This window comes from Methylobacterium sp. WL8 (assembly GCF_008040045.1).
GTDB lineage: Bacteria > Pseudomonadota > Alphaproteobacteria > Rhizobiales > Beijerinckiaceae > Methylobacterium > Methylobacterium cerastii.
In genome coordinates this window covers 1-19,754 of record NZ_VRVF01000020.1, presented here as the reverse complement: position 1 = coordinate 19,754, position 19,754 = coordinate 1, and the positions used below count along the sequence as shown (strand labels likewise).

Annotated in this window: 20 protein-coding genes and 1 tRNA gene; 14 read left to right on the top strand and 7 right to left on the bottom strand. The window is 71.6% G+C overall.

Translation table 11 applies throughout. The features are described from left to right. Positions 1–75 precede the first annotated feature (75 nt). Together FV234_RS09695 and trpE are read left to right on the top strand one after the other, a co-directional pair. On the top strand, positions 76–1,974 hold the full coding sequence (locus tag FV234_RS09695) for a peptidylprolyl isomerase (RefSeq protein ID WP_147828976.1): 1,899 nt from the start codon (positions 76–78) through the stop codon (positions 1,972–1,974). A 5-nt stretch (positions 1,975–1,979) separates the two neighbouring features. Further along, positions 1,980–3,497: an anthranilate synthase component I gene (gene trpE / locus FV234_RS09690; protein ID WP_147828974.1), complete on the top strand. Its 1,518-nt coding sequence runs from the start codon at positions 1,980–1,982 to the stop codon at positions 3,495–3,497. A gap of 23 nt (positions 3,498–3,520) precedes the next feature. Here the strand turns inward: trpE and FV234_RS09685 are convergent, their stop codons facing one another. After that, entirely contained in the window at positions 3,521–3,961 is a 441-nt protein-coding gene (locus tag FV234_RS09685; protein ID WP_147828972.1) for a MarR family transcriptional regulator, read from the bottom strand. A 70-nt stretch (positions 3,962–4,031) separates the two neighbouring features. Here FV234_RS09685 and FV234_RS09680 point away from each other — a divergent pair, with 70 nt between their 5' ends. From FV234_RS09680 to FV234_RS09650, 7 genes are all read left to right on the top strand, one after another. Continuing rightward, complete coding sequence (locus FV234_RS09680; RefSeq protein WP_147828970.1) at positions 4,032–4,805, top strand: VOC family protein; 774 nt, start codon at positions 4,032–4,034, stop codon at positions 4,803–4,805. 68 nt (positions 4,806–4,873) lie between these two features. Then, complete coding sequence (locus FV234_RS09675) at positions 4,874–5,527, top strand: aminodeoxychorismate/anthranilate synthase component II (RefSeq protein ID WP_147828968.1); 654 nt, start codon at positions 4,874–4,876, stop codon at positions 5,525–5,527. Between the two features lie 35 nt (positions 5,528–5,562). Next, on the top strand, positions 5,563–6,576 hold the full coding sequence (trpD, locus tag FV234_RS09670; protein WP_147828966.1) for an anthranilate phosphoribosyltransferase: 1,014 nt from the start codon (positions 5,563–5,565) through the stop codon (positions 6,574–6,576). A 9-nt stretch (positions 6,577–6,585) separates the two neighbouring features. Continuing rightward, a complete protein-coding gene (trpC, locus tag FV234_RS09665; RefSeq protein ID WP_147751395.1) occupies positions 6,586–7,476 on the top strand; it encodes an indole-3-glycerol phosphate synthase TrpC in 891 nt (296 codons plus the stop codon). Between the two features lie 2 nt (positions 7,477–7,478). Continuing rightward, positions 7,479–7,970 carry a cyclic pyranopterin monophosphate synthase MoaC gene (moaC, locus tag FV234_RS09660; RefSeq protein ID WP_147762347.1) on the top strand — a complete coding sequence of 164 codons (492 nt, stop codon included), beginning with the start codon at positions 7,479–7,481 and terminating at the stop codon, positions 7,968–7,970. Between the two features lie 28 nt (positions 7,971–7,998). After that, positions 7,999–9,225 carry a gephyrin-like molybdotransferase Glp gene (gene glp / locus FV234_RS09655; protein ID WP_147751397.1) on the top strand — a complete coding sequence of 409 codons (1,227 nt, stop codon included), beginning with the start codon at positions 7,999–8,001 and terminating at the stop codon, positions 9,223–9,225. A 17-nt stretch (positions 9,226–9,242) separates the two neighbouring features. After that, positions 9,243–9,623 carry a VOC family protein gene (locus tag FV234_RS09650; RefSeq protein WP_147751398.1) on the top strand — a complete coding sequence of 127 codons (381 nt, stop codon included), beginning with the start codon at positions 9,243–9,245 and terminating at the stop codon, positions 9,621–9,623. Positions 9,624–9,736: 113 nt separating this feature from the next. Here the strand turns inward: FV234_RS09650 and FV234_RS09645 are convergent, their stop codons facing one another. After that, entirely contained in the window at positions 9,737–9,955 is a 219-nt protein-coding gene (locus FV234_RS09645; RefSeq protein WP_147751399.1) for a DUF2093 domain-containing protein, read from the bottom strand. 135 nt (positions 9,956–10,090) lie between these two features. On the opposite strand from FV234_RS09645, the gene FV234_RS09640 reads away from it, so the two are divergent. The 4 genes from FV234_RS09640 to deoA are packed head-to-tail and all read left to right on the top strand — an operon-like array spanning position 10,091 to position 13,404. Next, complete coding sequence (locus FV234_RS09640) at positions 10,091–10,519, top strand: cytidine deaminase (protein WP_147751400.1); 429 nt, start codon at positions 10,091–10,093, stop codon at positions 10,517–10,519. After that, entirely contained in the window at positions 10,512–11,321 is an 810-nt protein-coding gene (locus FV234_RS09635; protein ID WP_147751401.1) for a purine-nucleoside phosphorylase, read from the top strand. Before FV234_RS09640 ends, FV234_RS09635 begins: the two co-directional genes overlap by 8 nt. Before the next feature lie 29 nt (positions 11,322–11,350). Continuing rightward, entirely contained in the window at positions 11,351–12,109 is a 759-nt protein-coding gene (gene deoC, locus FV234_RS09630; RefSeq protein WP_147751402.1) for a deoxyribose-phosphate aldolase, read from the top strand. Then, complete coding sequence (deoA, locus tag FV234_RS09625) at positions 12,106–13,404, top strand: thymidine phosphorylase (RefSeq protein ID WP_147828964.1); 1,299 nt, start codon at positions 12,106–12,108, stop codon at positions 13,402–13,404. The genes deoC and deoA overlap by 4 nt, the downstream gene beginning before the upstream one ends. 37 nt (positions 13,405–13,441) lie before the next feature. Here deoA and FV234_RS09620 read toward each other — a convergent pair whose 3' ends face one another. The 4 genes from FV234_RS09620 to dnaK all read right to left on the bottom strand — a co-directional run bounded on the left by FV234_RS09620 (position 13,442) and on the right by dnaK (position 18,003). Beyond that, positions 13,442–13,765 carry a hypothetical protein gene (locus FV234_RS09620; protein WP_147828962.1) on the bottom strand — a complete coding sequence of 108 codons (324 nt, stop codon included), beginning with the start codon at positions 13,763–13,765 and terminating at the stop codon, positions 13,442–13,444. 116 nt (positions 13,766–13,881) lie between these two features. Continuing rightward, positions 13,882–14,511 (bottom strand): rRNA adenine N-6-methyltransferase family protein, encoded by a 630-nt coding sequence (locus FV234_RS09615; protein WP_147828960.1) that lies wholly within the window; start codon positions 14,509–14,511, stop codon positions 13,882–13,884. 204 nt (positions 14,512–14,715) lie between these two features. Then, positions 14,716–15,879 carry a molecular chaperone DnaJ gene (gene dnaJ, locus FV234_RS09610; protein WP_147765159.1) on the bottom strand — a complete coding sequence of 388 codons (1,164 nt, stop codon included), beginning with the start codon at positions 15,877–15,879 and terminating at the stop codon, positions 14,716–14,718. A gap of 207 nt (positions 15,880–16,086) precedes the next feature. Further along, positions 16,087–18,003, bottom strand: a complete 1,917-nt coding sequence (dnaK, locus tag FV234_RS09605; protein WP_147828958.1) for a molecular chaperone DnaK — start codon at positions 18,001–18,003, stop codon at positions 16,087–16,089. 468 nt (positions 18,004–18,471) lie between these two features. Here dnaK and FV234_RS09600 point away from each other — a divergent pair, with 468 nt between their 5' ends. Next, complete coding sequence (locus FV234_RS09600) at positions 18,472–19,467, top strand: hypothetical protein (protein ID WP_147828956.1); 996 nt, start codon at positions 18,472–18,474, stop codon at positions 19,465–19,467. Positions 19,468–19,638: 171 nt separating this feature from the next. On the opposite strand, the gene FV234_RS09595 is transcribed toward FV234_RS09600, so the two are convergent. Beyond that, positions 19,639–19,715, bottom strand: a tRNA-Met gene (locus tag FV234_RS09595). Between the last annotated feature and the right edge of the window lie 39 nt (positions 19,716–19,754).

The window sequence follows — 19,754 nt, the reverse complement described above, 5'->3', positions numbered from 1 at the left end:
GAAGGACGGCGCCTCGCGGCGCCCGCCCCGGCGATCCGAGCGCGCGCGAGCCTGCAAGAGAGTCAAGCCACCAGCATGCTGCAGAACATCCGCAACGCCAGCCAGCACTGGCTCGGCAAGATCGTGCTGACGGTGATCTTCACGTTCCTGATCGCGGGCGTCGCGGTCTTCGGCGTGGAGGAGTTCTTCCGCGGCGGCTCGTCGACCGCGGTGGCCACGGTCGGCAAGACGCCGATCACCGCCGAGGCCGTGCGCACCGCGTACCAGAACCAGCTGCAGCGCTACCAGACGCAGATGCGGCGCACCCTGACCCCGGACCAGGCCCGGGCGCTCGGCGTCGACCGGCAGGTGCTGTCGCAGCTCGTCACCGAGGCCTCCCTCGACCAGAAGACCCACGACCTCGGCCTCGCGGTGCCCGACACCTCGGTGATCCGGGCGATCCACGACGAGAAGAGCTTCCAGAACGCGCAAGGCCAGTTCGAGTCGGCGCTGTTCTACCAGACCCTCCAGCGCGCCGGCCTGAACGAGGCGATGTTCGTGCGCGAGCAGCGCGCCGTCATCGCCCGCCTGCAGCTCGCCGAAGCCGTCTCCGCCGACCTGCACGTGCCCGAGGCGATGCGCGGGGCGGTGCACCGCTACGCCACCGAGCGGCGCAAGGCCGCCTACCTGATGCTGCCGCCGTCCGCCGCCGGCGACATCGCCGCCCCGAGCCAGGACGCGCTGAAGGCTTATTACGAGGGCAACCGCGCGGCCTACCGCGCGCCGGAATACCGCGCCGCGACCCTGCTGGTGCTCGACCCGACGGCGATGGCCAAGCCCGACGCCGTCACGGCCGAGGAGGTGCAGAAGGTCTACGACCAGGAGAAGGCGCGGTTCGGCTCTCCCGAGAAGCGCACGATCCAGCAGGTCGTGTTCCCCGACGCCGCCGCCGCCGAGGCGGCGCGCAAGGCGATCACGGAGGGCAAGAGCTTCGATGCGGTGGCGCAGGAGCGCGGCGCCGACGGCAAGGACCTGACGCTGGGGACGCTGACGCGGGCCGAGCTGTTCGACCCGGCGGTGGCCGACGCCGCCTTCGGCCTTGAGAAGGACGGCACCAGCCAGCCGGTGAAGGGCCGCTTCGGCACGGTGCTCCTCCACGTCACCGCGATCGAGCCGGCGACGGTGAAGACGCTGGCCGAGGTCGAGCCGGAGATCCGCAAGCAGATCGCCCTGGCGCGCGCCCGCGACGGCGTCGACAAGATCCACGACGCGATCGAGGACCAGCGCGCCGGCGCCAAGCCCCTCGCCGACATCGCGAAGGAGCGCGACCTGCCGATCGTGACGATCCCGGCGGTCGACGCGCAGGGGAAAGACCCGGCGGGCCAGACGGTCTCCGGCATCCCCGATTCCGGGACGACGCTGCCGGCGCTCTACCGCGCCGAGATCGGCGGGGACAACGAGCCGCTGCGGACCAAGGCCGGCGGCTACGTCTGGTACGATGTGACCAAGATCGACGCCGCACACGACAAGCCCCTCGACGAGGTCCGCGACGCGGTCGCCGCCGGCTGGCGCGAGGCCGAGGTGTCGCGCCTGCTCCAGGTCAAGGGCAAGGCGCTGGCCGAGCGGCTCGACAAGGGCGAAACCATCGAGGCGCTCGGCACCGAGGTCGGCGTCAACCCGCAGGACGGCGAGGACCTCGCCCGCAACCAGACCAAGGATGCGCTGACCGTGGACGTGGTCAACCGCATCTTCGCCACCGCCGTCGGCAAGGCCGGCTCTGCTGCGTCGGGCGAGTCGCGCGCGGTCTACAAGGTCGAGGCCGCGACGATGCCGGCCTTCGTCGCCGGCAGCCCGGCGGACAAGACGATCGAGGGCAACTTCCGCACGGCGCTCGCCGACGACGTGCTCGGCGAATACATCGCCGAGGTGCAGAAGAACGCCGGTGTCAGCGTCAACCAGGCGGCCCTGCGGCGCGCGATCGGCGGCGAGTCCTGAGGCCGATGGCGGACGCGTCCGACTACGCCGCCTACGAGGCGGCCTACGAGGCCGGACGGCCGGTCCTCCTCGACCTGACGCTGGTGGCCGACCTCGAGACGCCGGTCGCCGCGTTCCTCAAGCTCCGCGCCCGCCATCCCGGCCCCGCCTTCCTGCTCGAGTCGGTCGAGGGCGGCGTGGTGCGCGGGCGCTACTCGATGATCGGCCTCGATCCCGACCTCGCCTGGCGCTGCCGCGACGGCCGGGCGGCGCTGGCCCGCGGCGACCTCGCCGACTTCGCCGCCGACGACCGGACGCCCCTCGATTCCCTGCGCGCGCTGATCGCCGAAAGCGCGATCGTGGAGCGCGAGGGGCCCAAGCTACCGCCGATGGCCGCCGGCCTGTTCGGCTATCTCGGCTACGACATGGTTCGCGCCATGGAGCGGCTGCCCGAGCCCAATCCCGACCCGCTCGGCGTGCCCGACGCCATCCTCGTGCGCCCGCGGGTGATGGTGGTGTTCGATTCCGTGCGCGACCTGATCACGGTCGTCTGCCCGGTGCGGCCGGCCGCGGGCGTGACGGCGCGGGCCGCCTACGAGGCGGCGCTCGCCCGCCTCGACCGGATCGCCGAGGCGCTGGAAGGGCCGCTGCCGATCGAGGCGCGGATCGACCTTGCAGCGGTGGCGCATCCCGAGCCGGTCTCGAACACGACGCCGGAGGCCTACCTCGCGATGGTGGCCAAGGCGAAGGAGTACATCGTCGCCGGCGACGTGTTCCAGGTGGTGCTGTCGCAGCGCTTCGAGGCGCCGTTCACCCTGCCCGCGATCGCGCTGTACCGCTCGCTCCGGCGCACGAACCCGGCGCCGTTCCTGTGCTACCTCGACTTCTGCGACTTCCAGGTAGTCTGTTCGAGCCCCGAGATCCTGGTGCGGGTGCGCGACGACAAGGTCACGATCCGCCCGATCGCCGGCACCCGCCCGCGCGGCGCGACGCCGGCCGCGGACCGGGCCCTGGCCGAGGAGCTCCTGGCCGACCCGAAGGAGCGCTCCGAGCACCTGATGCTGCTCGACCTCGGCCGCAACGACGTCGGCCGCGTCGCCAAGCTCGGCACCGTCACGGTCACCGGCTCGTTCTTCCTCGAATACTACAGCCACGTGATGCACATCGTCTCGAACGTCGAGGGCGACCTCGACCCGCGGCACGACACCCTCGCGGCGCTGGCGGCCGGGTTCCCGGCCGGCACGGTCTCGGGCGCGCCGAAGGTGCGGGCGATGGAGATCATCGACGAATTGGAGCGCGAGAAGCGCGGGCCCTACGGCGGCTGCATCGGCTATTTCGGCGCGCAGGGCGAGATGGACACCTGCATCGTCCTGCGCACCGCGATCGTGAAGGACGGCCGCATGCACGTGCAGGCCGGCGCCGGCATCGTCTACGACTCGAACCCGGCCTCCGAGCATCAGGAATGCGTGAACAAGGCCCGCGCCCTGTTCCGCGCCGCCGAGGACGCGGTGCGTTTCGCGGCCCAGGCGAAGCGCGGGCAGTAGGCCCGGCCGACGCGCAGGCCGCCTCAGGCGAGAGCGCGCAAGCCCGTCCGCAGCATGTCGGCGTCGACGCCGCCGAGCGTCGCCTCGACGGCCGCGTGCGTCGCGCGCCAGACCGGAACCGCGGCCGCGAGGCCTGCGCGGCCGGCCTCGGTCAAGGACAGACGCCGCCCGCGCCCGTCCTCCGGGTCCACCGCCACCGTCGCGAGGCCGCGCCGCTCCAGCACCTTCAGGGCCGCGGTCAGCGTGGTCCGGTCCATGGCGAGGAGGCGCGCCACCGCGGACATCGCGGCGGGCTCAGGCCGGTTCAGCGCCATCAGCAGCGAGAACTGGCCGCTCGTCAGCCCGAGGGGCCGAAGCGCGTCGTCGAACCGGCGGCCGAGCGCGCGGGCGGCCCGTTGCGCGTGCAGGCAGAGGCAGGCGTCGCGGATGTGGGCGGTGGTCGCGAAGGAGACGGCCGTTGACATGAATCGATCTACGTTGATATCAACATAGATCGCAATGCGACAAACCGGCCCGTGCAAAGGATCGAAGGCGATGGCGGATCACGCGGGCACCTTCGTCTGGTACGAGCTGACCACCCCCGACGTCGCGGCGGCGCAGGCCTTCTACGGCGCGGTCGCCGGCTGGGCGATCGTCGATGCGGGGATGCCCGGCATCGACTACCGCCTCGCGACGGTCGGCGACGTGCGCATCTGCGGGATGATGGCGTCGGCCGGATGCGAGGCGCCCGCCGGCACGCGGCACGGATGGCTCGGCTATGTCGGCGTCGCCGACGTCGACGCCTCCGCCGAGCGCGTCACGGCGGCCGGCGGGCGCATCACCTTCGCGCCGCGGGACATCCCCGGGGTCGGCCGGTTCTGCATGGCCGCCGACCCGCAGGGCGCGGCCTTCGCGCTCTTCCGCGGCGACGGCCCCCCGCCGCCGATGCCGCCGCGGGGAACGCCCGGCCCCTTCGCCTGGCACGAGTTGCACGCCCGCGACTGGGAGCCGGCCTTCGCTTTCTATGCCGGGCTGTTCGACTGGGAGACATCCATGGCCGTCGACATGGGGCCGATGGGCACCTACCAGGTCTTCGCCCGCAACGGCGTGGACCTCGGCGGCATGATGAGCGCACCGCTTCCGACGGCCCCGTCCTGGTTGTTCTACATCGCCGTCGAGGCGATCGACGCCGCGGCCGAGCGCGTCGCGGCGGCAGGCGGTACGGTCCTGCAGGGTCCTCACCCGGTGCCCGGCGGCGACTGGATCGTCCAGGCCCAGGACCCGCAGGGCACGCCGTTCGCCCTGGTCGGGCCGAAACCGGCGGCTTGATCCGCGACGCGAAGGGGGACGCTCGCGGCGTCTTGACCGACGCGGCCCGCCGGGCCAGATCGTCGGCCATGAGCCCTGCGCCGACGCCCTCCGTCCTCGTCATCGACAACTACGATTCCTTCACCTGGAACCTCGTCCACCTGATCGGCCCGCTCAGCGGCGCGATCGAGGTGGTGCGCAACGACCAGGTGACGGTGGACGAGATCCGCGCGCGCGCGCCCGACGCCCTGGTGCTGTCGCCCGGCCCCTGCTCCCCGAACGAGGCCGGCATCTGTCTCGACGCGGTGCGCCAGCTCTCGGGCGAGATCCCGATCTTCGGGGTCTGCCTCGGCCTCCAGGCGATCGGGCAGGCCTTCGGCGGCGACGTGGTGCGGGCGCCCGCGCCGATGCACGGCAAGGTCTCGACCATCCGCCACGGCGCGACGGGCATCTTCCGCGGGCTCAACGACAGCTTCGACGCCACGCGCTACCATTCGCTGGTGGTCGACCGCGCCGGTTGCCCCGAGGCCCTGACCGTGACCGCCGAGGCCGACGGCCTGATCATGGGCCTGGAGCACGCGCACCTGCCGGTGCACGGGGTGCAGTTCCACCCCGAGAGCATCCTCTCGCATCACGGAACGCGCATCCTGCAGAACTTCCTCGACATCGCGACGGCGTGGAACCAGGCGCACGGCCGCGGGCGAAACCCGGCAGGTGACAAGGCCCGCCCCGGCGTGCATTGACGCGGCATCCCGCGAACGCGCCGCCCGTCGAGCCGATGGAATCCTTCAAGCCCCATCTCGCCAAGGTCGCCGCCGGGTTCTCCCTCGACCGGGCCGAGGCTCGCGCGGCCTTCGACGACCTGCTTTCCGGGGAGGTCACCCCGGTCCAGGCCGGGGCCTTCCTCGTCGGCCTGAAGGTCCGCGGCGAGACGCCGGAGGAGATCGTCGGCGCCGTCGAGGCGATGCGCGCCCGCATGGTCCGGGTCGAGGCGCCCCCCGGCAGCGTCGACGTGGTCGGCACCGGCGGCGACCATTCGGGCAGCTACAACGTCTCCACGCTGGCCGCGATCCTCACCGCGGCCTGCGGCGTGCCGGTGGCCAAGCACGGCAACCGCGCCGCGACCTCGCGCTCGGGCGCGGCCGACGTGCTGGCGGCACTCGGCGTCAGGCTCGGCCTCGACCCCGCGGGCCTGAGCCGATGCCTCACCCAAGCCGGACTGTGCTTCATGTTCGCCCAGACCCACCACGGCGCGATGCGCCACGTGGCGGCGGTGCGCTCGGAATTGCCGGTCCGCACCATCTTCAACCTGCTCGGGCCGCTCTCGAACCCCGCCGGCGTCGAATGCCAGCTGCTGGGCGTCTCGCAGGGCGCCTGGGCCGAGCCGCTGACGCGGGTCCTCGCGGAACTCGGCAGCCGCCGGGTCTGGACCGTCCACGGCTCGGACGGCCTCGACGAGATCACCGTCACCGGCCCGACGCAGGTCGTCGCGCTGGAGGACGGGCGGACCTCGACCTTCGCGATCGACCCGCGCGACGTCGGCCTGCCGCTGCACGATCTCGAGGCGCTCCGCGGCGGCGACCCCGAGCACAATGCGCAGGCGCTCGGCCAGGTGCTTTCGGGCACGCGCAATGCCTACCGCGACATCGCGGTTCTCAATGCGGGCGCCGCGCTCGTGGTCGCAGGTTCGGCGCATGCCCTCGCCGACGGCGTCGCGCGGGCGCAGGATGCGATCGATTCGGGGGCGGCCCGCGCGACGCTGGCCCGTCTCGTCGCGGTCTCGAACGGATAAGGGATACCGATGGCCACCGACGCCCTCGCCGAGCCGCCGCCTCCGACCGAGCCGCCGGCCACCGACCGTTCGAGCGTGCTCGCGCGCATCGAGGCGTACAAGCGCCGCGAGATCGCCGAGGCGAAGCTGCGAGTGCCGCTGGCCAAGCTGGAGACGCGGGCCGCCAAGGCCTCGCCGCCGCGGGGCTTCGCCGACGCGATCCGCGCGCACGTGGCGGAAGGCCGCCCGGCCCTGATCGCCGAGGTGAAGAAGGCATCGCCGTCGAAGGGCCTGATCCGCGCGGATTTCGACCCGGCGACGCTCGCCGCGGCCTACGAGAAGGGCGGGGCCACCTGCCTTTCGGTGCTCACCGACGAGCCCTCGTTCCAGGGCCGGCCCGAATACCTGATCCAGGCGCGCGACGCCTGCGGGCTTCCGGTGCTGCGCAAGGACTTCCTGTTCGAGCCCTACCAGGTCTACGAGGCGCGGGCCTGGGGCGCCGACTGCATCCTGGCGATCATGGCCTGCCTCGACGACGACGAGGCTTTGGCCCTGGTCGAGACCGCGAAGGAACTCGGCATGGACGTGCTGGTCGAGGTCCACGACGCCGCCGAGCTCGCCCGCGCGATCCCCCTCGGCACCGCCTTGATCGGCGTCAACAACCGCAACCTGAAGACCTTCGAGGTCTCGTTCGAGACCGCGATCAAGCTCGGCGCCGCGATCCCGCCCGACCGCATCGCGGTGGCCGAGAGCGGCATCGGCGGACACGACGACGTGGCGCGGCTCGGCCGGCACGGGCTCAACGTGGTCCTCGTCGGCGAGAGCCTGATGCGCCAGCCGGACGTGACGGCGGCGACGCACGCGCTGCTGTTCGGCGGCAAGCCTTTCAACGCCAAGCCCGCGAAGAAGGCGAAGGCGTGAGCGTGGACGAACCTCGCCTCACCCACCTCGACGCCAGCGGCGCGGCCAACATGGTCGACGTCGGCGACAAGCCCGCGACCACCCGCACCGCCCGCGCCGAGGGGCGGGTGGTGATGCTGCCGGCGACCCTCGCGCTGATCCGCGAGGGCGACGCCAAGAAGGGCGACGTGGTCGGCACCGCGCGGCTCGCCGGCATCATGGCGGCCAAGCGCACCCACGAGCTGATCCCGCTCTGCCACCCGCTCCTCCTCACAAAGGTGCGCGTCGAGTGCGAGATCGACGACGCGCTGCCGGGCCTGCGTCTCACCGCGGAGGTCCGCGTACAGGGGCCGACCGGCGTCGAGATGGAGGCGCTCACCGCGGTCTCGGTGGCCTGCCTCACGGTCTACGACATGGTGAAGGCGGCCGACCGCGGCATGCGGATCGAGGGCATCCGCCTGCTCGCCAAGGACGGCGGCCGCTCCGGCGCCTACCGGGCGGAGGACGCGGCGTGATCGGGCGCCAAGTGACCGGGCACGCTAGATGAGCGGACTGATCCCCGTCGCCGAGGCGCTGGCGCGCATCCTCGCGAGCGTTCCCGGCGCGACCGCGGCCGAGGACGTGCCGCTGGCCTCCGCCGCCGGGCGGACGCTGGCGGTCGACGTCGTCGCCACCCGGACGCAGCCGCCCTTCCCCGCCTCCGCCATGGACGGCTACGCCGTGCGCGCCGCCGACGCGACCGAGGGCACGCGCCTGCGCCTCGTCGGCACGAGCGCCGCCGGCCACGGCTTCTCGGGGACGATCGGCCCCGGCGAGACGGTGCGGATCTTCACCGGGGCCCCGGTCCCCGAGGGCGCCGACGGGATCCTGATCCAGGAGAACGCACGCGCCGAAGGCCCGACGATCCACGCTCTCGAAGCGGTGACGCCCCACAGATTCGTCCGCCGCGCCGGCCTCGATTTCTCGGAAGGCGACGTGCTCCTGACGGAGGGAGACACCCTGGACGCGCGCCGCCTGGCCCTCGCCGCCGCGGCAGGCCACGGCCGGGTCGCGGTTCGGCGCAAGCCCCGTGTCGCGATCCTCGCCACCGGCGACGAGTTGGTGCAGCCCGGCGAAATCCCGGCCTGGGACCAGATCGTCGCCTCGAACGCGCTGGCGCTCGCCGCCCTGGTGAACGGCGCCGGCGGCGAGCCGATCGACCTCGGCATCGCCGGCGACACGCTCCCGGCGCTGGAGGCGGCGTTCGCGCGGGCGCGTTCGGTCGAGGCCGACCTGCTGGTGACCCTCGGCGGCGCCTCGGTCGGCGACCACGACCTCGTCCAGACCGCGCTCGCCGCCGAAGGGCTGGAGCTCGGGTTCTGGCGCGTGGCGCTGCGCCCCGGCAAGCCGCTGATGCACGGGCATCTCGGGGACATGCTGGTGATCGGGCTCCCGGGAAACCCGGTCTCCTCCATCGTCTGCGGACTGCTCTTCGTCGTGCCGGCAATCCGTGCGCTGCTCGGCGATCCCCGCGCCGGGGCCGACCGCAGCGAGCCCGCCACCCTCGGCCGGGACCTCGACGCCAACGACGGTCGCCAGGACTACATGCGCGCCGTGCTCGACACCGCCCCCGACCGGCTGCCGGTGGCGCACCCGGAATCGCGCCAGGATTCGTCGATGCTGGCGGTGCTGGGCCGAGCCGAGGCGCTGCTGGTCCGCGCACCGCACGCGCCGGCCGCGCGCGCCGGCGCCCCGTGTCGGATCATCCGCCTCGACCGGGCTTTGATTTAGGTCACCGCGAGGACCGAATGGACTTCCACATCGACCACGTCCACCTGCGCAGCCGCGACGCGGCGGCCGCGGCCGCCTTCTACGTCGACACGCTCGCTGCGCGGGAGATCCGCCGTGAGGGCACGCCGCTCAGTCGGGTCGTGCTCGACCTCGGCGGCCTGAGGGTGTTCATCGAGCAGGCACCGGCCGACCTCGCGCCGCCCGCGACAGCACCGCATCTCGGCATCGAACATATCGGGCTCGGCGTCGCCGACATCGACGCGACGATGGCCGACCTGCGAGCGCGCGGCGTGACGGTGCTCGTCGAGACGACGGTGATGCGGCCGGGCCTGCGGGTCGCCTTCATCGACGGGCCGGACGGCGTCCGCATCGAGATCCTGGAACGCCGCGACGTCTGATACCAGACCTTGATGAGCCCGACTCATCGAGGTCTGGCCCCCGCGACTGCGGGGCGGCGGCAATCCGCCGGACCTCATGGGTCCTGACCCATGAGACTTAGTATGAACGCCGCCTACGGCCGCCCGGTCTGCTTCAGCCGCTCCATCACGGCGTCCGGTGTGGCGTAGGCTTCCTGGCGCACGGCGCTCCAGTAGCGCAGGTCGTCGAGCAGGATCGGCACGCCGGTGGTGGCGCAACGCACGAAGGCGCCGGGCTTCACCACGCGCATCGTGCCGTCGCCGTAGGCGACCACCGCCTCGCCCCCCGCTCCGCGCTCGTACCGGCCCAGCATCGTCGTCCTCGGGTGATGAATTCCTGGCGAGGGTTCTAGAACGTGCCCCCGGCAAGGGAAAGCCGGCGCCGCACCCGCATGCGCCGCCCCGCGCCCCCCTCGACAGCTCACGCCGGGCGATGCCAATGATCGGGGATGCCGCCCTCCCCTCTCGACCTCGCCGCCCTGTTCGACGCCGCCGCCGGGGCACGCGGCCGGGCGCATGCGCCGTACTCGCGCTTCGCGGTCGGCGCAGCGCTCCGCGACGAGCACGGCGCGATCCATGCCGGCTGCAACGTCGAGAACGCGGCCTATCCGGTCGGCACCTGCGCCGAGGCCGGGGCGATCGCCGCGATGATCCTGGCCGGCGGCCGGCGCATCCGCGAAATCCTGGTGCTCGGCGACGGCAGCGGCCTCGTCACGCCCTGCGGCGCCTGCCGTCAGCGCATCCGCGAATTCGCCGCGCCCGCGACGCCGATCCACGCGGCGGGGCCGGAGGGGGTCCGGCGCAGCTTCACCCTCGACGCGCTGCTGCCGGACTCCTTCGGGCCCGAAACGCTCGTCCAGGAGATGCTCGGTGACTGAGGCGGTCGACACGTTGCGCGCGGCGGGCTTTGCCGGCCCCTATGCCTGCGCGATCGTCGCCGGCACCGGGCTCGGCGGCCTCGCCGACGGGCTCGCGGATGCGGTTTCGCGGCCCTATGCCGAGATCCCCGGCTTTCCGGGCGCCGGCGTCAGCGGCCATCGCGGGCGGCTTCATCGCGGTTCGATCGCCGGGCGGCGGGTGCTGGTGTTCGAGGGTCGGGCGCACGCCTACGAGCACGGGAACGCCGCCGCGATGCGCGTGCCGCTCGCCGCCGCGCAGGCCCTCGGCGCCGCCTGCCTGCTACTCACCAACGCCTCCGGCTCGCTGATGCCGGCGGCCGGCCCCGGAAGCCTCGTGCGGCTGTCCGACCACCTCAATCTGTCGGGGATGAACCCGCTCGTCGGCGAGCCGAGCGACGCCCGCTTCGTACCGATGATGCGGGCCTACGACCCAGCCCTGAACGCCCGGCTCGATGCGGCCGCGGCCGCCTGCGGCATCCCCCTGCATGCGGGCGTCTACGCGTGGTTCTCCGGGCCGTCCTTCGAGACCCCGGCCGAGGTGCGGATGGCGGGGCTGCTCGGCGCCGACCTCGTCGGCATGTCGACGGTACCGGAGGTGATCCTCGCCCGCTTCCTCGGCCTGCCGGTCGCCGCGGTCTCGGTGGTGACGAACCGCGCCGCCGGGATCGGCGACGGCGACCCGCATCATGCCGAGACCAAGCAGGCGGCGGCGGCTGCGGCCGGCGACCTCGTCCGGCTGATCCAAAACTTCGTCGCCGGCCTGCCCGGCGGCGATCCTTGAGCCTCACGCCGCCCCGAAAGCGCACGCGCATGCCCGAACCGACCTTGAACTCGGCCTCGACCGCCCGGCGCGCTCTCGCGCTGCTCGACCTGACCGACCTCGGCGACACCTGCACGGCGACGCAGGTCGACGCGCTATGCCGGGACGCCCGCGCGGGCGGGGTCGCTGCGGTCTGCGTCTGGCCGCAATTCGTGCATCAGGCGGCGCGCGTTCTGGCGGGCGGGCCGGTGCGGATCGCCACGGTGATCAACTTCCCGGCGGGCGGCGAGGATGTGGACCGCGCGGTCGAGGACACCGCGGAGGCGCTGCGCGATGGTGCGCACGAGATCGACCTCGTCCTGCCCTACCGGGCGCTCCTGCGCGGCGATGCGGAGGCGGCCCGCCTCATGGTCGAGGCGGTGCGCGAGGCCTGCCCCGGAACCGCGTTGAAGGTGATCCTGGAAACCGGCGAGTTGCAGGCCCGCGAAACCGTCGCCACAGCCAGCCGGCTGGCGCTCGCGGCCGGCGCCGACTTCATCAAGACTTCCACCGGCAAGAGCGCGGTCTCGGCCACGCCGGAGGCGGCCGAGACCATGCTGCACGCGATTCGCGAGGCCGGGCGGGGCGGCCTCAAGGTGTCCGGCGGCCTGCGGACGCTCGCCGACGCCGCGACCTACCTCGCGCTCACAGACCAAGTCATGGGGTCGGGTTGGGCCGGCCCTGGGACGTTCCGGCTCGGCGCCAGCAGCCTGTTCGGCGTGCTGATGGCCGCCCGCGGGGATGCCACCAGTCCGGAGGCGACGCCATGAGGCTTCCGCAGGAGACCATCCGGCGCAAGCGCGACGGGGCGACGCTGGAGCCCGCGGAGATCGCCGACTTCATCGCCGGGCTGACCGACGGGCGCGTCGGCGAAGGCCAGGCGGCGGCCTTCGCGATGGCGGTGTTCTTCCAAGGCATGTCGATCGCCGAACGGGTAGCGCTGACGCAGGCGATGACGCGATCGGGCAGCGTGCTGGCCTGGAACCTGTCCGGCCCGGTCCTCGACAAGCACTCGACGGGCGGCATCGGCGACGCGGTCAGCCTCGTGCTCGCGCCGATGGTGGCGGCCTGCGGCGGCTACGTGCCGATGATCTCCGGGCGCGGCCTCGGCCATACCGGGGGCACGCTCGACAAGCTCGCCAGCATTCCCGGCTACGACGCGACGCCCGACCTCGACCGGTTCCGGCGCGTCGTCTCCGAGGTCGGCTGCGCCATCATCGGCCAGACCGCGGACCTCGCGCCGGCAGACCGCCGGCTCTACGCGATCCGCGACGTGACCGGGACGGTGGAGTCGCTCGACCTGATCACCGCCTCGATCCTCGCCAAGAAGCTCGCCGCAGGGCTCGACGGCCTCGTCATGGACGTGAAGGTCGGCTCCGGCGCCTTCATGGCCGGGATCGACGCGGCGCGGGCGCTCGCCGACAGCATCGTCGCGGTGGCGAACGGCGCGGGCCTGCGCACCGTGGCGCTGATCACCGACATGGACGCGCCGCTGGCGAGCGCCGCCGGAAACGGCTTGGAGGTCGCCTACGCGGTCGACTACCTCGCCGGGCGCCGCGAGCCGCGCTTCCATGCAGTGACCCTGGCGCTCGCCGCAGAGATGCTGGTGGCCGGCGGGCTCGCGCCCGATCTCGACGCGGCGGCCACGATGCTGGAGGCGAGCCTCGCCTCGGGCCGGGCCGCGGAGACGTTCTCGCGCATGCTCGCCGCGCTCGGCGGCCCTGCCGACCTGATGGAGCATCCCACCAGGCACCTGCCGGCGGCGCCGGTGATCCGGGAGGTGCGGGCGGAGGGCAAAGTCGCGCGGGTCGCGACCCGCGCGATCGGGCTCGCGGTGATCGGCCTCGGCGGCGGCCGTACCCGTCCGGAGGACGGGATCGACGGGCGGGTGGGATTCTCTGAGCTCGCCCGGCCGGGGGATGCGAGCGGGTTGCTCGGGATCGTTCACGCCGCCGACGCGGCGGCGGCGGATCGCGCGGAGGCTGCGTTGCGGGCGGCCTACAGCCTGGGCGAGGCGGCGGCCGAGGGGCCGGCGGTGATCGAGCGGATCGCGCCGAAGCCATGAAGAAGGCCGGTGGCTTTCGCCACCGGCCCGATCTTACCTACCAACCGCCGCGGCCGTAGCCCCGGCCGTAGCCGTAGCCGCGCCCATGGTGATGGTGATGCCCGAAGCGCGGGCCGCCGAATCCGTGATGACCGCCGAAATGACGGCCGCGCGGCGGGCCATAGCCGAAGTGGCGGGGGCCGTGGCCGAAATGGCGGTGGCCGTATCCGTAGCCGTACTGCGCCTGCACAACGTCGGCATGAGCTTCGGCGAGCGGGGCCGGTGCGAACGGCGCGGCCTGGGCCGGTGCCGCGAGGGCGAGGCCGCCAGCGAGCGCGAGGGCTGCGAGGGCGAGGCTGGTGCGGGTCGGTGTCGTGGTCATCGGCGCTCTCCTGCTGTGCGCCGCGGCTTTCGCCGACGGCGTTGAGCGGAGAGATAGCGGGCCTCACCTGAATGTGACCTGAGGCACGCGCTCAGATTGTGTTCGGGCAGCTTCGATCAGGGCCGGCGGTAGACCCAGACCCGGGCCGGCGGCAGGTTGAGCCAGACCCGGTTCGAGCCGCTGGCGGTGTAGCTGCCCATCGCGCAGCGCGCCGGGATCGGCGGGACGACGGCGTAGGTGAACTGCACGAACGGCGCGCCCGGATGCATCAGGTCGTGGGCGGTGTTGAGCAGGTCGAGGCGCTGCTCCAGCGGCTTGGTGAAGAGCGGCAGGCTGGAGACGGTCGCCGCGGCCGGCCCCGTCATCACTGCGCCGACGCTTCCGCGAATGTCGTAGGCGTCGCCGCGCACCACGGTGACGCCGGGGAAGCGGCGGCGCAGCAGGGTGCAGAAATCAGGGTTGAACTCGATCAGCACGAGGCGCTCGGGCGCGACGCCCCGGCGGATCAGCGCCTCGGTGACGGGACCCGTCCCGGGTCCGACCTCGATCACCTGCCCTGAAACGGCCGGGTCGACGTAGGCCGCCATGGTCCTGGCCAGCATCTTGCCGGACGGCGTGACCGAGCCGGTGACGAGTGGGCGCTCGAGCCAGGACTTGAGGAACCGTGCCTCGTCCTCCAGCGGATCGCGCCGCACCTTCGCGTTCACGGACGAGGTTTTCGCACTGGAACGACGTAGCGGCGGCAAGTCCGGTGTTCCTTCAGGTTGGATCACCGAAAGGCGATCCCGGCAGTGAACGCGACGGTCGGCACTTGTCTTACAGGCAAGGTCGCGCCCGTGCCTAGCACAATGCGATCACACATGCCTGCGCCGATCGATCCGGTCCCGGCCGCAGGCTCAACCGGGCCGGCGACGATTTCATCCGGTGGACGCCGCGGGGTCTGCACAGGGTTACGGGCGGGCGGTGCCGCCGAACCCGCCGAGGAAGTCGCGCACCTTCGAGAAGAAGCCGGCGGCCTCGGGGTGGTTGTCGTCGGACGCGGTCTGGCCGAACTCCTGCAGCAACTCGCGCTGGCGCTTGGTCAGGTTCTGCGGCGTCTCGACGAAGACCTGGATGTAGAGGTCGCCGACCTCGCGGGCGCGCAGCACCGGCATGCCCTTGCCCTTGATGCGGAACTGCTTGGCCGTCTGGGTGCCGGCCGGGATCCGCACCTGCGTCTGCGAGCCGTCGATCACCGGCACGGTGATCTCGCCGGCGAGCGCCGCCGTCACCATCGAGATCGGGACCCGGCAGAACAGGTCGGCGCCGTCGCGCTGGAAGAAGGCGTGCTGCTTGATCGAGAGGAACACGTAGAGGTCGCCGGCCGGCCCGCCGCGCAGGCCGCTCTCGCCCTCACCGGCCAAGCGGATGCGCAGTCCGTCGTCGACGCCCGCCGGCACGTTGATGGCCAGCGTCCGCTCGCGGTTGACCCGACCCGCCCCGGCGCAGGCCGCGCAGGGGTCGTCGACGATCTCGCCGCGGCCGTGGCAGTTCGGGCAGGTGCGCTCGATGGCGAAGAAGCCTTGCGCGGCCCGCACCCGGCCGTAGCCGGCGCAGGTCTGGCAGGTGCGCGGCTTGGAGCCGGGCTTCGCGCCCGACCCCGCACAGGTTTCGCAGGTGATCGAGGTCGGGATCTTGATGGTCTCGGCCTTGCCGGTGAAGGCCTCCTCGAGGGTGATCTCCAGGCTGAAGCGCAGGTCCGCCCCACGCTCGCGGCCCGGCGCGCCGCCGCGCCCGCGGGCCTGCTGCTGGCCGCCGCCGCGGCCGTCGCCGAAGAAGTTGTCGAAGATGTCCGACATGAAGTCGCCGAACTCGTTGCCGAATCCGGGGCCGCCCTGGCCGCCGCCCTGTGTGAAGGCTTCGTGGCCGAACCGGTCGTAGGCGGCGCGCTTCTGCCCGTCGGACAGGCACTGATACGCCTCGTTGATCTCCTTGAACTTGATCTCGGCGTCCTTGTTGCCGGGATTCTTGTCCGGATGGTAGGTCATCGCGAGCTTGCGGAAGGCGACCTTCATCTCGCCGTCCGACGCGGTCTTGGCGACACCCAAGATCTCGTAATAGTCCCGCTTCGACATGCCTTGCCTCGATAGTGCCTAACCGGCCGTCCGCCTGCCCCCGGCAGTCGGCGCCGTCGTGCCGTCGTCGTGAAGGGTCGTCCCAGTGGCCGGCGGCGTTCCGACCTTCGGGGCCGTCGGCGGCCCCGGAATGAAGGTCGGACGCCGCCGCCGCAAGCGAAAACGGGACCGGATCGCTCCGGCCCCGCTTCAACTCGTACGCGAAGCTTACGCCCGCTTCTTCTGGTCCTTCTCGTCGACCTCCGAGAAGTCGGCGTCGATGACGTCGTCCTTCTTGGCCTCGGCCCCGGCGGTCGCCTCCGGCCCACCCTCGGGCGTCTGGCTGGACGCATACATCGCCTCGCCGAGCTTCATCGAGGCCTGCATCAGGTCCGTCGTGCGGGCCTTGATGGTCTCGACGTCCTCGCCCTCGAGCGCAGTCTTGAGCGCGGTCATCGCAGTCTCGATGCCGCCCTTGTCGGCCTCCGAGACCTTGTCGCCGTACTCCTTCACCGACTTCTCGGTCGCGTGGACCAGGCTCTCGCCCTGGTTCTTCACCTCGACGAGCTCGCGGCGCTTCTTGTCCGCCTCGGCGTTGGCCTCGGCGTCCTTGACCATCTTCTCGATGTCGGCGTCCGACAGGCCGCCCGAGGCCTGGATGCGGATCTGGTGCTCCTTGTTCGTCGCCTTGTCCTTGGCCGTCACGTTGACGATGCCGTTGGCGTCGATGTCGAAGGTCACCTCGATCTGCGGCATGCCGCGCGGAGCCGGCGGAATGCCCATCAGGTCGAACTGGCCGAGCAGCTTGTTGTCGGCCGCCATCTCGCGCTCACCCTGGAAGACCCGGATGGTGACCGCGTTCTGGTTGTCCTCGGCCGTCGAGAAGGTCTGGCTCTTCTTGGTCGGGATCGTGGTGTTGCGGTCGATGAGCCGCGTGAACACGCCGCCCAGCGTCTCGATGCCGAGCGAGAGCGGGGTCACGTCGAGGAGCAGCACGTCCTTGACGTCGCCCTGGAGCACGCCGGCCTGGACCGCGGCGCCGATGGCCACGACCTCGTCCGGATTCACGCCCTTGTGTGGCTCCTTGCCGAAGAACGACTTCACCACTTCCTGGATCTTCGGCATGCGGATCATGCCGCCGACGAGCACGACCTCGTCGATCTCGGACGCGGAGACGCCGGCATCCTTGAGCGCCTTGCGGCAGGGTTCGATCGTGCGCTGCACCAGGTCGTCGACGAGGGACTCGAACTTGGCGCGGCTGAGCTTGAGCGCGAGATGCTTCGGCCCGGTGGCGTCGGCGGTGATGTAGGGCAGGTTGATCTCGGTCTGCGTCGCCGAGGACAGCTCGATCTTCGCCTTCTCGGCGGCTTCCTTGAGGCGCTGAAGGGCGAGCTTGTCCTTGGTCAGATCGATGCCCTGCTCCTTCTTGAACTCGGCGGTCAGGTACTCGACCACGCGGTTGTCGAAGTCCTCGCCACCGAGGAAGGTGTCGCCGTTGGTCGACTTCACCTCGAACACGCCGTCGCCGATCTCGAGGATCGACACGTCGAAGGTGCCGCCGCCGAGGTCGTAGACCGCGATGGTGCCGGCCTTCTTCTTGTCGAGGCCGTAGGCGAGCGCGGCCGCGGTCGGCTCGTTGATGATGCGCAGCACCTCGAGGCCGGCGATCCTGCCGGCATCCTTGGTCGCCTGGCGCTGGGCATCGTTGAAGTAGGCGGGCACCGTGATGACGGCCTGCGTCACCGGCTGGCCGAGATGAGCCTCCGCGGTCTCCTTCATCTTCTGCAGCGTGAAGGCGGAGATCTGCGAGGGCGAGTACTTCTTGCCGTCGGCCTCGACCCAGGCGTCGCCGTTGTCGCCGCGGGCGATCGTGTAGGGCACGAAACCCTTGTCCTTTTGCGTCATCGGATCGTCGTAGGTGCGTCCAACGAGGCGCTTGATGGCGAAGAAGGTGCGGTCGGGGTTGGTGACAGCCTGGCGCTTGGCCGGCTGACCGACGAGGCGCTCGCCGTCGTCGGTGAAGGCGACGATGGACGGCGTGGTGCGGGCGCCTTCCGCGTTCTCGATGACCTTGGGCTGCGAGCCCTCCATCACGGCGACGCACGAATTGGTGGTGCCGAGGTCGATGCCGATGACTTTACCCATGGTGGGATCCCTTATGTTGGTTGCGATCAAGCAGACCGCCGAGCCCCGAAGCAGCTCGGCCCATGGCGGTGTGGTGCTGGAAGATGTGGAGACGGAACCGGGGCCGGAACAGGGGCCGCGAACGGCTCCGATCCCACGCTTAATCCCGCGTCTCGCCGGATATAAGAAGGGCGATGCAGGCTCGCAAGGCGAAGCCGCCTCCGAGATGCGCGTTCGCGCCAAGTGCCTGCGCCGTCACGCGGAACGCGGCCGGCCGATCGATTTTGAAGCTGTTTCGCCCGTGCATTGCATCGCTATGGTGCCGACTCGCCTCCAGGACTTGCTCGAACGCCGTCCCGCCGGCCTGCATTTTGTTGCGCCTCGGCCACGCCTCCGCCACCGAAGCCGTGTTAACGCTTCGTAAAGAGCGTCCAGCATGGTGCGAGGCCGGCATCGCGCGGGCCACCTGCCGCCGTACCGAAAGACCCGATGCGTCCGACCCGCAGCCCCGTCATCCCGTTTCTCGCGGTTCCCTGCTTCGCGCTCGCGGCCCTGATGCCCGGCGAAGCCTCGGCCCAAAACTTCTTCGAGGAGCTGTTCGGGATCGGCCGCGCAGCGAAACCTCCTGTGCCGCCGCGCGGGGTCCCGGCGGGCCCGCCCGCCGCACCGATCCCCGGCACGCCGCTTCCCGACGATCCCGCGGCCTCCGTGCCCGAGGCACCGCGCCCGGTCGTCCCCTCGCGCCCCGTGGTGCTGAAGGCCCCATCGGAAGATGGGCTGGTCGGCCAGGAGCTGATGCTCAACGGCTTGAGCGGCAGCCTCAAGCTCGAGCGCGCCGGCTCGGGTTTGTCCGCGCGGATCACGCTGCCGGGCACCAAAGTCTCGCAGCCGACGGAGACCTGCAAGGTGCCGCTCGGCGGCGGAGGCACAATCACCCTGACCCCGGAGGGCCGGCCGGAAGGTGTGCCCCGTTATGAGGCGGCGGCCGCGGAGTGCCCGTTGCGGTTCGACGTGACGGAAGGCGGCGTGCTGGTATCGAGCCTCGGGCCGACGCCGGTCTGCACGTTCTCCGCCCAGGATTGCGCAACCACCCCCGTCGGCCTGTGGGGGCCGGCCGCGGCCACCCTGATTCCCCGCTCCTCCGAGTTCGATTCAGCCCGGGGCGTCGCCGACAAGGCGGTGCGCGAGAACTACAAGCTAATGACCCAGCGGGCGCGGCGCGAGGACGTCCGCCCGATCGTGACGGAGCAAGCCGCGTTCTCGTCGGACCGCGAGCAGCTCTGCCGCACCTATGCACGCGAAGGCGCCCACGGCTTCTGCCATCTCCGGGTCACCGAGAACCGCGCCCTCGCCCTGGCGACGCGCCTCGGCGTCAACGTCACCGCGGCCACCGCACCCGCCGCGCCTCCTCGCCCACGGCGGAAGCCGCCCGTAGAAGGCATGAACCCGGACGGCGGCCCTGCCGCCTTACCCCAGGGCGAATAGACCGTCTTCATCGCTGGCGGGAAGTGAGAAGCCCCCTCCCCTGCTCTACTCGGGACAGGGGGCCTTGCATCATCGAGATAGTAGAAGAGGCAAGGCTTAGCGTCGTGCCTGCTTAAAACACGAAAAAGCCGGCTCGCGTTGGGCGAGCCGGCTGATGTGGGATATGATGTTTGGTTGCGGGGACAGGATTTGAACCTGTGACCTTCAGGTTATGAGCCTGACGAGCTACCGGGCTGCTCCACCCCGCGCCAGGGTGATCGAGTGTCGTGTCGAGGGGATGTGTTGGC